The following is a 12,459-nucleotide window of genomic DNA, read 5'->3' on the forward strand; positions in this document are numbered from 1 at the left end:
TGCGTAGTTCACTCGCTCGTTCATTGCTCGCCCATTCGTCGTTGCTTGTTCTGCTCGCTCGTCGACCACTGCTCGTTCTGCTCGCTCTGCTCGCTCGTCCGTCACTGCTCGTTCGTGCTTGGTCGTCGTCCGTCCGCCGGGCCTCGGCCCGTCGGCTCCGTCACAGGTACGTGTCGGCCCGTCAGCCACCTCCCCCGTGGCCCAGCACCCCGCCGGCCAGTCCGATGACCACCGGCAGCACGCCCACCGCGATGAAGGCGGGCAGGAAGCACAGCCCCACCGGCGCGGTGACCATGACGGCCGCTCGCCGGGCCCGGGCGGTCGTGGTGCGGGCCCAGTCGGCGCGGGCCTGGGCGGCCAACCGGGCGGCGGGACCCGCCGCGGGCAGACCCGACACCTCGGACCGCTCCAGCAACCGCGCGAGAGGGACAGCCCCCGGGACGGCGGCCAACCCACGCCAGGCACCGTCCGGTTCACCGCCGAGACGCACCTCCGCGGCGCCGCGCCCCAGGGCGTCTCCGACCGGTCCGCCCAGGGCTTCGCCGACCGCCCTCGCGGCCGTGACCGGGCCCGCGCCCGCCGTGATGCAGGCAGCCAGCAGATCGGCCGCCAAGGGGAGTTGACGGGCTGCCGCCACGGCGGCGGCCTCCGACGCCGACGCCCCGGCGACCGTGCGTCGGGCACTCCAGCGCCGCAGCGCGACGGCCCCCACCAGCCCCACCAGAACCCCGGCCACCCCACCGATCAGGGCCCAGCCGGCGCCCACCGTGCTGACCAGTGGCAACCATGGACGGACCGTGCTCAGCACCTCGGCACGGCGCGGGGCCGGGCGGGCGGGTTGCGGGCCCAGCAGGCCGGTGAGCCGCCTGCGCAGCGTCCGCTTCCGCCGCACGGCTCCCAGCGCGTGCGCCGGCCAGCTGACGGCCAGCGCCGCCCCCACCACTGCCCCCAGCCTGTGGACGAGGTCGCCGTTCACGACGCCGCCTCCGCTCCGCGCACGATCCGCGTCACCCACCACACGCCCACGCTCTCCAGCACCCCGCCCGCCAGCAGGCAGCCCAGCCCGGCCCCGGTGTGCAGCAGCACGCGCAGGGGGTCGGACCCGATGGCGACGCCGAGCAGGAGGCCGAGGACCGGCAGACCGGCGAGCATCACGGCCGTGGCTCTCGCGCCCGCCAGTTGGGCGCGCAGGTCGGAGCGCTGGTCCCGCTCGGCGCGCAGCGCACCCTCCAGCCGGTCGAGTCCGGCCGCGAGCCCCGCGCCCTGATCGACTGCGACCCGCCAGCACGCCGCCAGGCCCCGCAGTCCCTCGGCGCCCGGTTGCCCGGCCGCCACCGTGAGCGCCGCGGGGACGTCTCCGCCGAACCGGGCGGCCGCCAGCACCGTCGACCGGGCGTCACCGAGTCCGCCGGAGTCGTGCGCGGACCCGTCGTGCGCGGACCCGTCGTGCGCGGCGCACAGCAGCGCCTCGCCGGGCTGACGCCCCGCCCGCACCTCACCGGCGAGCGTTCCGCACAGTGCGATCACCGCGTCCTGCCGGTGCTCCCTGGCCCGTCGCTGTCGGCCGGCCAACCGCGCCCGCCGCAGCATCGGTACTCCGGCAGCCCCCGCGACGGTCGGCAGCACCGAGTCACCCAGGAGCGCCAGCACCAGCCCGGCGGCCAGTGACCACCACTCGGGCCTCAGCCCGGCCAGGACACCCCGCAGGCCGTCCGTCACTCGCCGCGCCGGGGGCGGCCCCGAGCCACCGGTCAGGCCCGTTCCGTCCGATTCCTCGGCCACGCCTGTCCGACCCGTCCCACCCGCCGGACCGGTCCGGCCTCCGGCAAGCACCAGCCGCGCCCGCCGTACGCCGGAGTGCCACCCACCGGCCAGCCAGGCGGCCGCTCCCAGGCACACCAGGGCCATGCCCGTCGACGCCTCGCCCGCTCCCGGCATGCCCGCGCCCAGGCTCACGCCCGTCATGGCCGTCATCGCCGCGCCTCCCGTCCGACGGCCCGCTCCTCGGACCCGGCACCGCGCAGCAGCTCCCGCAGCCGCTGCCAGCCGCGCTCGGCGACGAAGGCATCCGCTCCCCATCGCAGCGCCGGTACCGTCCGCACCAGCCCCGAGGGATCCCGTTCCAGTACGTGCACCTCGGCGATCCGGCGTCGCCCGGCGCGGTCACGGACCAAGTGGACAACCACCGAGAGAGCCGCCGCGAGTTGACTGTGCAGGGCCGCGCGGTCCAGGCCCGCGGCCGTGCCGAGTGCCTCCAGCCGGGCCGGGACATCAGCGGCGGCGTTGGCGTGCACGGTTCCTTCTCCGAACTAACGAACATGCGACCGCCCCCGGGCCCTGAGACACGGGGGCGGATCGGGGACACTCAGGCTTCGTTGGTTGCAGAGCTGGTGCGAACGGCAATCTGGTTGAAGCTCGGAATCCCCATGAACACTGGCGATTCCTTCTTCTTCTGTCTTGCGTCAAGCTGAGCGATCTTCTCTTCCGCGGCGTCCCGGCTCACTGAGAGACCCTCGACTTCCCCGAGCCAGCCTTCTCGTTCGGCTTCGGCGATCCTGTCGTTTAGGTTGTCGCGAATTTCGACAAGTCGCCCTCGTTCGTTGGGATCCACGATGAGGACTGGGCAGCGAACGCAAGCGTGCTCGTGGATGCAGTCGGTTCCGAAAGCTCGTCCGCATGATCCCAATGCCAGCTTGCGCCGCTCGAAGTGGTTCAGGAACTCCTTCCATTCCTCGGATGTGACAGCTCGGTATTCGTCGTTGGGCCGAAGGTTGCGACGGCGGGCGATGAACGACCTGTGGGCCTCGATGGCCTGGGCGGGATAGACGGCGTTGTAACCCATGGTCGTGTTGATATTGCTGTGACCTGCGATTACTTGAGCGATGTGCGGGGGTAGCCCGTTGAGGATCGCGTCGGTGATGAAGATCCTTCTGAAGTCGTGGGGTTGGAACTTCAATGGTTTTCCGGTGGCGTCGGTCAGCCCGGTTGCCAGGAGCACGTCGTTAAGGGCATCGCGGACGGTGTTGGACGAGATGGGCCGTCTGTCGCCAGCGACGTTCCACTGGTAGAGAAGCGGCATTGGTTCGTTCCAGACCTTCTCGTGAATGTCGTAGCTATGGACGGATGGAATTGCCCCGTTGGCGCCGCGGACTCGGGTGACCACCGCGCTTAGGACGTCGGCCAGTTCGGGCGTGACCAGTAGTAGACGTTCTTGGTCGGTTTTCGACGGTGCGATTTGAAGAAGTGGAACGACCTCCCCGGTGGTGGGGAGCTTGTAACGGATGATGCTGTGGTGTCCGAGCTCCAGTAGCTCCTCGATGCGGATGCCGGTGTGCCGCAGGATTTCGATGGTGGCCCAGCCCCAGAAGGCCCGCTTTTCTTCGGCCTCGAGGTCGCGTCGACGGCCTGAGGAGTCGTATGCCTGGCCCGTGAGACCGGCCCGGGAAGTGCTCTTCGGTGTGGTGAAGTCCTCGCCGAGGACGGTGAACTGAGTGCCGAGCGGGGCGGTGTGGAGTGCGTCCAGGCGAGCGCGGGCTTCCCTGAGCTGGCGGTCGGCGACGCGGATGAGCGCGGGCAGGACGGGGAGTCGCTCACGCGTCCGCTGGTCCGAGGTGGTCTTCTGCTGTTGTTTGACCTTCTTGTCCGAGCAGTCAGCTTCGGTGATGGGGCAAGGTGCTGCCCAAGGACCCCATCGGGCCGGCTCGTCCAGGGCCCACTGGGCGATGTCGAGGTAGAAGGACCGGACGAGAGTCTTGATCGCGGGTGCGCTGCTGCGCGGTTCAGTGACCTCGATGACCTGGCCGCCCGGCATGCGACGGCGGCGGGTGACCGTGTTGACCCTGGCCTTCCAAGCGGCCGCGACGTCAGGGGCCAGGTGGAGGGAATCGATGCCCTCGTGGTGACGCTCTAGGTCGCTCCAGAAGTTACTGACCAGGGACGCCGAGAGGGTGATCAGAGAGTTGTGGTCGAGCGAGGGCTGGCGTTCGGTGAGGTAGTCGACAAGGAGGTCGCGGACGGGACGACAGCGCAGTTCGTAGCGGTCCACGAGCTCCGCCGGGGTCACCTGCCCGGTGCGGGTGTGAAGCCGCAGCAGCGTTGCCGGGGCGTCTGGCGGAAACTGGCCAAGGTCACGCAAGGCGGAGTATGCGATGCGAGTGCCGCGGGCGCCGTCGTGGCTGGTCACCTGGAGGAGGGCGAGAAGGTCGCCGACGACGATGTCTTCGACGCGGCCCCCGAAGGCCGCCAGGATGCGAGCGACCGCCTTGAGAGCTCCGGAGGCATGCCGGGTGGACCGGATGTCCGCGGGGAACGCGGCCTCCAGGCGAGCGAATCCTTCGGGATCGCGGGCTGCGGCCATGGCTGGGCGCAGGGCATTCGAGGAGCTGGCCGCCAGCCATGCCGGGGACGGGCGGATGACGTCCGCGCAGATCAAGGCCAGTGCGCCGGAGGCCAAGCAGGACGAGGTGGGACGTCGGCCGACTGTGGGGATGGCCCAGTCGAGGACCGTGCTGTGCCAGCCGCCGGGTGAGAGGGCGGCTGGGCTCGCGTCCCAACTGGCCTGCCATGTCGAGCCGGGGAAGCTCGTCAGCCAGCCCAGGATCGCGCGGGCACCGACCATGCGCGTGGACTGTGCGCTCCTGCCGTCGGCGCGGAGAGGCCGGCGGCCGAGGGACTCCAGGATGTAGTCGGTGTCGGCTTCGGTCATGGGCCAGGCTTCGGGGTTCTGGCGGGGTGGGAACTTCTGCAGAAGCGTGGCGGCCTCGGCGCCGGCGAGCTTGCGCGGAGTCTGCGGTGGCGCCGTGAGCGTTGCGGTGGTCATGCGACGAGCCCCCCGAAGAGGGTGTTCAGCGAGTCCTCGTTGTAGGCGGGTGCTGCGGGAGCCGGCGGCGGGTTGTTCTTCTTCGCCTCCTGCCGGGCGTGGTGTGCCAGCCCGGCTGAGATGACCTCGTCCCGGCTCGGTCGGATGTACTTCTGCAGCGTGCGCTGGTCCTTGTGGCCGAGGATGTGCTGGACGTAGACCAGCGACATTTCGGGGTCTTCGGTCATGCGGTAGGTGGCGGTGTGCCGCAGGTCATGGAGTGTCCAGTTGGCGCCCAGGAGCTCGTTGGCGCGGTTGAACATCATCCGGGCTGCGTCGTATTCGAGAGGTCGCCAGGGGCGCCGCAAGGTCCACCACAACGGTTGTGTGCGGCCTCGGGGGACGCCCTTCTTCCAGGCTTCTTCCTGGTAGAGCCGGAGCCAGATGAACGCGTCTGGGGACGCGGGGAGTTGCTGGTAGTCGCGGGTGCCTTTGCGGATTACGCCGATGAGCTGCTGGCCGGGCAGGGCGTCGCGTTCGGTCGCTGTCAGCAACTCTTCCGATCGGGCGGCGCTGGAGACCCAGAAGGCGAGCAGTGCGCGGTCGCGGTGCGAGCGCAGGCCGGCGAAGACCTCGGTGTACTTGTCGTCCGGAATTCGACGGGGGATCCGTTCTGGGACGGTCGGCCGGTAGCGGCCGGTCCGCTCGTTCTTGAACTCGTCCGCCGGGTTGTGGTGGGCATGGGGCCGCCCCTTGCGGCGGTTGCGGTCCAAGGGGAACGGGTTGACCAGCAACTGGCCGCTGTTGAGGTCGAGGTGGAAGTCGTAGAACGTCCGCAGCACGGTCTCGCAGTGAGCACGGGTGCTGGGTGCGTACTTCTTGCCGACCGTCGGCTTTCCGGTCACGGGGTTCGGCGTTCCCGGCGCGAAGGTCGGGGGCTTGCGCCGGGGTATCTCGGCAGGGTTCTTGCTGCGGTGTCGCCAGTGCACGCGTACCGGTTTGTCGGCGAGCTGCATCCACAGGGTGAAGTCGCGGGCGTCCTCACGTACGGCGCGGTCCCACTCGATGCCGTGAGCCCACAGGAATCGCCACCAGCGGAGCAGGTCGTTGCCGTACGAGTAGAGCGTGGTGGCAGGGCTGTCTGCGGCGAGCAGGTCCTTGAAGTAGACCGCAACGGGTTCGACGGGTCGGCCTTCCGGGTCGATCAGTCGGTACGGCTCCCAGGCGTCTCCTGTCGCTTGCAACCGTCCGATCTCGGGCAGCACGAAGGTCTTCAGATTTCGTTCAAGTGTCCTTGCTTCACGCACTGCCGGAACTTAACAGAAACACCCTCTGACCTGCGAAAACACCTGAGTTAGTTCGGTCAATACACCGCATCCGCCCTCGTGTCCCGTGTTCAACGCGGCCAGGAGATGGACCACCTCGGGACCGCGCACCTCCCCCACCACCAGCCGGTCCGGCCGCATGCGCAGCGCCTGGCGCACCAGGTCCTCCAGGGTGACCAGGCCCGCGGCCTCCTGGTTCGCCGGCCGGGTCTCCAGACGGACGACGTGCGGGTGGTCGGGCCGCAGCTCCGCGGAGTCCTCCGCCAGCACAAGGCGTTCGTCCGGCCCGACGAGCCCGAGCAGGGCGCTGAGCAGCGTCGTCTTGCCGCTGCCCGTCCCGCCGCTGACGAGGAAGGACAGCCGGGCCCGCATCAGGGCGCGCAGCACGCGGTCCCCGCCGGGTGGCACGGTGCCCGCCGCCGCCAACTCGTCGAGCGTGAAGGCATGCGGCCGTACCACCCGCAGCGACAGACAGGTGCAGCCGACGGCGACCGGCGGCAGCACCGCGTGCAGCCGGGTGCCGTCGGGCAGCCTTGCGTCGACCCAGGGCCGCGCGTCGTCGAGCCGTCGTCCGGCGACGGTGGCGAGGCGCTGCGCGAGCCGCCGTACGGCGCCCGCGTCCGGGAAGGCGACCGGTGCCAGTTCGAGACCGCCGCCCCGGTCCACCCACACCCGGTCAGGAGCGGACACCAGTACGTCCGTCACCGACGGGTCGGCGAGCAGCGGCTCCAGCGGTCCGCTGCCGACCAGCTCCGACCTGAGCTGCTCGGCGGCTCCGAGGATCTCGGCGTCTCCCAGCACCCGGCCCTGCTCCCGGAGGGCTTGCGCCACCCGTGCGGGCGTCGGCTCCGCCCCGCTCTCGGCCAGCCTGCGCCGTACACCGTCGAGCATCCCGGGCGCGGTCGGCATCCCGTGTGCGGCACCCGGCCCGCCCCGCGGTGCCGCCCCCGGCGCCCGTACGGGAACCCGCTCCTGCCCGTGCGGCCGTCCGACCGCCGTTGCCGGACCTCCGGCAAGTGCCGGTCCCGTCAACGGTCCGGAAGCGTGGCGCCCGGTCCCTCCCGCAGGGGGCCGATCGCTCTGTCGAGAGGCCCGTCCCGGCGCCTCGGACGCCCCCGTCCTGCGCGAGCCCGCCCCCCTCTCCGCCGCCGGGACATGCGCCACGGTCGTCCCTGGCCTCCCGCCCGACCGCGCCGCAGTCATCACATCCATCTCGCCCCAGGTCCCGTCCGACAGCCCCGCAGTCGTCACGTCCATCTCGCCCCGCCTTCCTCCGCTCATCACCGATCCGGCCCCGTCCCTCACGAACCGCTCCCGACCCGGCCGTCCGTCTCCGCCAGCGCCATCTCCCAGAACTCGCGGCAGAAGCGCGCCAGCGGGCCCCGGGCGGGGGTGCCAGGGGGGCGTCTGCTCTCGGTGGCGCGCAGGAGGCCGGACTCGACGGGCACCTCACCGACGAGGGGGAGGCCGAGCAGCCGGGCCACCTCACGGTCGTCGAGTCCGGAGGCGTAGGGTCCGCGCACCGCGACCCGGAGGTCGCGCAGGACCATGCCGACCGCGGCGGCCACCCGGCCGGCCGCCGCCACGGCCCGCAGCTCGGCGGGGACGACGAGGACCCCGACGTCGAGCTGCGCGAGGACCTCGGCGACGCCGTCGTCGATCCGGCGCGGCAGGTCGACGACGACCGTGCCGCCCCTTCGCCGGGCCGCGGCCAGCACAGCGCGTACGGCCTGCGGCGGCACGGAGACGCAGTCCCCGCGGTCCCAGCTGAGCACCCGCAGCGCATGCAGCTCGGGCAGCGATTCCTCCAGGGCGCCGCCGCCGACCCGCCCGCGGGAGGCCGCGAACGCCGGCCACCTCAGGCCGTCGGCGGTCTCACCGCCCAGGAGGACGTCGAGGCCGCCGCCCATCGGATCGGCGTCCACCAGCAGAGTGCGCAGCCCTTCCCGCGCGGAGGTGACGGCGAGCGCGCAGGCCAGCGTGGACGCCCCGGCGCCGCCCCGGCCTCCGATGACCCCGACGGTGAGGGCCGGACGGCCCACCCCCTCGGCGACGTCGGCGATACGGTCGACCAGCCATTGCTCGCCGTCCGGCAGCATCAGGACGTGGTCGGCACCGATCTCGACCGCCCGCTGCCAGATCCCCGAGTCGTCCTGGTCGCGGCCCACGAGGACGACCCCGCGCCTGCGCACGGCTCCGCGGACGCGTCGCGCCGCGTCGTCCCCGACGAGGACCAGTGGCGCGGCCTCCCAGCCGGCCGGCCACGCGGAAGCCGACGCCGCGGACGCCGAGGACGTCACGGGCGCTGCCGTCGTGAGCGCCCAGGACGGCGAGGAGCGCGATCCGGGCACCGAGTGGTGGACCTCCGGTGTGGCGCCCGCGGCCGCGCACAGGCGCAGCAGGTCGTCGAGGAGGTCCGGGTCCTCCGTGACGATCAGGGGTCCGCTCTGCCGGCCTCCGGAGGCGGGCGGCGGGTCGTGCGTGATGGTTCCGGTCATGGCTGCTCCCTCTGCGCGCGGCACCCGCGGTCGCGTCGGTGTCTCGTGGTCTCTCGCGCAGCCCCCGCGGCCCCGCGATCGGCGGCCGTGTGAAGGACCGGAATCCGGTCCCGCACGAGCGGCCGACATCACGCGTCCGGCAAAGGAGATCCGGCCGTAGAACTCGGCGCGGCCCGAACGCGTGGGAATCACGGTGCAGCGATCTGGAAAATCGTGTGGATCTTGGTCGAAAACTGTGGACAACTCGACGATTGTGAATATCGACTCACTCGAACCGGTGAGCCCCGTCCGACCTCGCTCCGCCCCTCGTGCGACTTCCGTAGAGCAGTCCGTTAACTACGCTCAGTAGTCAACGACGTCCATGACGGCGTCTGGGCCCCCGCGCCGCAACGGCTCGGGGCCCAGATCGAGGAAAGAGCGAAAAACCCACCCGGACATGCGACGACCCCCGCCGGGGGGGAGAGCGGGGGTCGTCTCCACGGCCGACTCGGGGGGGGAGGAGTCGGACCGGGTTAGCACGGTCGCGAACGATCCGTGACTTCCATGGTGTACCCGAGAGCCTTCTCAGGCAAACCCACACGCCCCACCTTACGCCGAATGGGCTGCGCCTATGCTCAGGGTCGTGGAAAACCACTCCTCGCCCCACTCCGCGCCGCACTCCATGCCTCGCGCGGCGGCCTTCTTCGACCTGGACAAGACGGTCATTGCGAAGTCGAGCACACTCACGTTCAGCAAGTCGTTCTACCAAGGCGGCCTGATCAACCGCCGGGCTGTGTTGCGTACCGCGTATGCCCAGTTCGTCTTCCTCGCCGGTGGAGCCGACCACGACCAGATGGAGCGGATGCGCGCGTACCTTTCGGCGCTGTGCCGCGGATGGAACGTCCAGCTGGTCAAGGAACTGGTCGCCGAGACCCTGCACGACCTGATCGACCCGATCATCTACGACGAGGCGGCCTCCCTGATCGAGGAGCACCACACCGCCGGCCGCGACGTCGTGATCGTGTCCACCTCGGGCGCCGAGGTCGTCGAGCCGATCGGTGAGCTGCTCGGCGCCGACCGGGTGGTGGCGACGCGCATGGTCGTGGGTGAGGACGGCTGTTTCACCGGAGAGGTGGAGTACTACGCGTACGGCCCGACGAAGGCGGAGGCGATCCGGGAGCTGGCCGGGTCCGAGGGATACGACCTGTCCCGCTGCTACGCCTACAGCGACTCGGCGACCGATGTCCCGATGCTGGAGGCCGTGGGCCACCCGCACGCCGTCAACCCCGACCGGGCACTGCGCAAGGAGGCCCTCGCGCGCGAGTGGCCGATTCTCGACTTCCACCGTCCGGTGCGGCTGAAGCAGCGGTTCGGGCGGTTCTCCGTGCCACCGCGGCCCGCGCTCGTCGTCGCTGCGGCGATAGGCGCCGCGGCGGCCACCGCCGGCCTCGTCTGGTACGCGAGCCGACGCCGCTCCCCGGCGGCCTGACTCGGTCCCCTCGTCGCCCGCCGGGCCGGCTCCCTGCCTGCCGAACCGCCCGATCAGCCGTTTCACCCGCGTATGAGCGCAAAAGTAAAGAAGTGCGACGAACACTTCCGCTTGCTCCGGCCCAGGAGTACAAAGGAATCAACGGCCCGCGAGACCAAGGACATCCGAAAGGATTACCTTAAACACGCATTTGGCCCCACGGACCGAGCATGGACACCGGGCACCCACGCGACGTCGACCCGTCGATTACGGGCCAGCCGCACCAGGTGACGGGCGAAGTTCCCGACCTGATGGGCACATCCGAGGACGCTTGGTAACCCGGTGGTCATGCCAGCGGCGGTACGAGCACTCGTACCGCCGCATTTCTGTACCGGCCCCACGGACAGCGCGCCGTGCGCGTTATGCCGCCCCGCGCTGGAGCGCCTCGCACACCGCCGTCGACTCGCGGGCGCCCAGCGCCACCGCCTCGCCGCAGTGGCCGATCCAGGCGGCCATGCCCTCCGGCGTCCCGGACACGTACCCGTCGAGCGCCGCCAGGTAGGCCGCGCGGCCCAGCTCGGCGTGGCCGACCTCGGCCGGGCAGACCGACTTGGGGTCCAGGCCGCTGCCGACCAGGACGATGCGCTCGGCCGCCCGCGCGACCAGTCCGTTGTGGGAGGCGAAGGGGCGCAGCGCCAGGATTTCCCCGTGCACCACGGCTGCCGTCACCAGCGCCGGAGCCGAACCACCGGCCGCGATCAGCTCGGCCAGGCCGTCCAGACGGCCGTGCGCCTCCCCTGCGTCGGGCAGTGGCAGCTCCACCATCGGTTCGTCCACCGGTTCGCCCCGCCGACGCGGCCGGCCCACCTCGTCGGCCTGGGTCGCGGCCGCCACCAGGTGCAGCCGGGCCAGCACCCGCAGCGGCGACTGGCGCCAGATGGACAGCAGCTGTCCCGCCTCGGCGGTGAGCCGCAGCGCGGCGCCCACCGCGCGCGCCTCGTCGTCGCCGCTGAAGTCGCTGCGCCGGCGCACCTCCTCCAGGGCCCAGTCCGCGCCGGACAGCGCCGCCGAACCCCGGGCGCCGCGCAGTGCCGCCTCGGAGGTGATCTCGTTGCTGCGGCGTCGCATGATCCGGTGGCCGTAGACACGGTCCACGGCCTTGCGTACGGACTCCACGGACTCGGACACCCCGGGCAGGGCACCCAGGGCCGCGAGCGGATCGGCGTTCGCGCCTGTCGTACTCATGGGTAAGACCCTACGCAAACCCGCGCCGCGCCCCACGAACGAGTGGTCTTCTTCACCCCTCACCAGCCTCCAGTGCCACGTACAGCTATCGAGACACTACCGTTGGTGAACATGAAAATTGCTTTCGTCGGGAAGGGCGGCAGCGGCAAGACCACCCTGTCCTCCCTGTTCGTCCGCCATCTCGCCGCCACCGGCGCACCCGTCGTCGCGATCGACGCCGACATCAATCAGCACCTGGGGGCCGCACTGGGCCTCGACGAGGCGGACGCGGCCACGCTGCCCGCGATGGGCGAGCGCCTTCCGCTGATCAAGGAGTACCTGCGCGGCACGAACCCGCGCCTCCCCTCCGCCGACACGATGATCAAGACGACACCGCCCGGCGAGGGCTCGCGCCTGCTGCGGGTGCGCGAGGACAACCCGGTCTACGACGCCTGCGCCCGGCCGGTGGAACTCGACGGCGGGGCCGTCCGTCTGATGGTCACCGGCCCTTTCACGGACGCCGACCTGGGAGTCGCCTGCTACCACTCCAAGACCGGAGCGGTGGAGCTGTGCCTGAACCACCTCGTCGACGGCCGTGACGAGTACGTCGTGGTGGACATGACCGCCGGCTCGGACTCGTTCGCCTCCGGCATGTTCACCCGTTTCGACATCACGTTCCTCGTCGCCGAGCCGACCCGGAAGGGGGTCTCCGTCTACCGCCAGTACAAGGAGTACGCCCGCGACTTCGGCGTCACCCTGAAGGTCGTCGGCAACAAGGTCCAGGGCCAGGACGACCTCGACTTCCTGCGCGACGAGGTCGGGGAGGACCTCCTGGTCACCGTCGGCCACTCGGACTGGGTGCGTGCCATGGAGAAGGGCCGCCCGCCCCGGTTCGAGCTCCTGGAGGAGGCCAACGGCCGGGCGCTGCGCGCGCTGCACACGGCCGTCGACGCGACGTACGAGCTGCGGGACTGGGCGCGTTACACCGAGCAGATGGTCCACTTCCACCTGCGGAACGCCCGCAGTTGGGGCAACGAGCGCACCGGGGAGGACCTGGCGGCGCAGGTCGACCCCGACTTCGGGCTCGGCGAGGAGGTCACCGCACCCGCGTGACCTGCCACGTGAGACCTCCTCGCGCGACCGCACTCGTGCCTGCTCCGGGCAGGG

The 12,459-nt window shown here is 71.2% G+C and carries 8 protein-coding genes and 2 pseudogenes; 2 read left to right on the forward strand and 8 right to left on the reverse strand.

The annotated features are described in order from the left end of the window. Positions 1-181: 181 nt before the first annotated feature. The 7 genes and pseudogenes from ACIBCJ_RS09865 to ssd form a co-directional block, all read right to left on the reverse strand. Positions 182-976, reverse strand: a complete 795-nt coding sequence (locus tag ACIBCJ_RS09865) for a type II secretion system F family protein (protein WP_362105717.1) — start codon at positions 974-976, stop codon at positions 182-184. Continuing rightward, a complete protein-coding gene (locus ACIBCJ_RS09870; RefSeq protein ID WP_365979637.1) occupies positions 973-1,938 on the reverse strand; it encodes a type II secretion system F family protein in 966 nt (321 codons plus the stop codon). The genes ACIBCJ_RS09865 and ACIBCJ_RS09870 overlap by 4 nt, the downstream gene beginning before the upstream one ends. 32 nt (positions 1,939-1,970) lie before the next feature. Next, positions 1,971-2,306, reverse strand: a pseudogene (locus ACIBCJ_RS09875) (secretion protein); the annotation flags it as partial. Between the two features lie 59 nt (positions 2,307-2,365). After that, positions 2,366-4,819, reverse strand: a complete 2,454-nt coding sequence (locus tag ACIBCJ_RS09880; protein ID WP_365979339.1) for a site-specific integrase — start codon at positions 4,817-4,819, stop codon at positions 2,366-2,368. Beyond that, positions 4,816-6,105 carry a tyrosine-type recombinase/integrase gene (locus ACIBCJ_RS09885; RefSeq protein ID WP_365979340.1) on the reverse strand — a complete coding sequence of 430 codons (1,290 nt, stop codon included), beginning with the start codon at positions 6,103-6,105 and terminating at the stop codon, positions 4,816-4,818. The genes ACIBCJ_RS09880 and ACIBCJ_RS09885 overlap by 4 nt, the downstream gene beginning before the upstream one ends. 57 nt (positions 6,106-6,162) lie before the next feature. Beyond that, positions 6,163-7,032 (reverse strand): annotated as a pseudogene (locus tag ACIBCJ_RS09890) (TadA family conjugal transfer-associated ATPase); the annotation flags it as partial. Positions 7,033-7,424: 392 nt separating this feature from the next. Next, positions 7,425-8,621, reverse strand: coding sequence for a septum site-determining protein Ssd (gene ssd, locus ACIBCJ_RS09895; RefSeq protein ID WP_365979341.1), 1,197 nt, complete (start codon positions 8,619-8,621; stop codon positions 7,425-7,427). Positions 8,622-9,231: 610 nt separating this feature from the next. Here ssd and ACIBCJ_RS09900 point away from each other — a divergent pair. Further along, the gene (locus tag ACIBCJ_RS09900; RefSeq protein ID WP_362507851.1) at positions 9,232-10,089 is read left to right on the forward strand and encodes an HAD family hydrolase; all 858 of its coding nucleotides are present in this window, start codon (positions 9,232-9,234) and stop codon (positions 10,087-10,089) included. 399 nt (positions 10,090-10,488) lie between these two features. On the opposite strand, the gene ACIBCJ_RS09905 is transcribed toward ACIBCJ_RS09900, so the two are convergent. Further along, positions 10,489-11,313 (reverse strand): oxidoreductase, encoded by an 825-nt coding sequence (locus ACIBCJ_RS09905; protein WP_365979342.1) that lies wholly within the window; start codon positions 11,311-11,313, stop codon positions 10,489-10,491. 111 nt (positions 11,314-11,424) lie between these two features. On the opposite strand from ACIBCJ_RS09905, the gene ACIBCJ_RS09910 reads away from it, so the two are divergent. Beyond that, the gene (locus tag ACIBCJ_RS09910; protein WP_365979343.1) at positions 11,425-12,405 is read left to right on the forward strand and encodes an ATP-binding protein; all 981 of its coding nucleotides are present in this window, start codon (positions 11,425-11,427) and stop codon (positions 12,403-12,405) included. Positions 12,406-12,459: the final 54 nt, after the last annotated feature.

Origin of the sequence: Streptomyces sp. NPDC051136, assembly GCF_044455745.1 — a bacterium.
In the GTDB taxonomy this organism is placed as follows: domain Bacteria; phylum Actinomycetota; class Actinomycetes; order Streptomycetales; family Streptomycetaceae; genus Streptomyces.

What these genes read in the sequence shown, in the direction of transcription:
- ACIBCJ_RS09880 (WP_365979339.1), bottom strand. Translation starts at nt 4,819, where the DNA reads ATGACCACCGCAACGCTCACGGCGCCACCGCAGACTCCGCGCAAGCTC.
- ACIBCJ_RS09870 (WP_365979637.1), bottom strand. Translation starts at nt 1,938, where the DNA reads ATGCCGGGAGCGGGCGAGGCGTCGACGGGCATGGCCCTGGTGTGCCTG.
- ACIBCJ_RS09900 (WP_362507851.1), top strand. Translation starts at nt 9,232, where the DNA reads ATGCTCAGGGTCGTGGAAAACCACTCCTCGCCCCACTCCGCGCCGCAC.
- ssd (WP_365979341.1), bottom strand. Translation starts at nt 8,621, where the DNA reads ATGACCGGAACCATCACGCACGACCCGCCGCCCGCCTCCGGAGGCCGG.
- ACIBCJ_RS09910 (WP_365979343.1), top strand. Translation starts at nt 11,425, where the DNA reads ATGAAAATTGCTTTCGTCGGGAAGGGCGGCAGCGGCAAGACCACCCTG.
- ACIBCJ_RS09905 (WP_365979342.1), bottom strand. Translation starts at nt 11,313, where the DNA reads ATGAGTACGACAGGCGCGAACGCCGATCCGCTCGCGGCCCTGGGTGCC.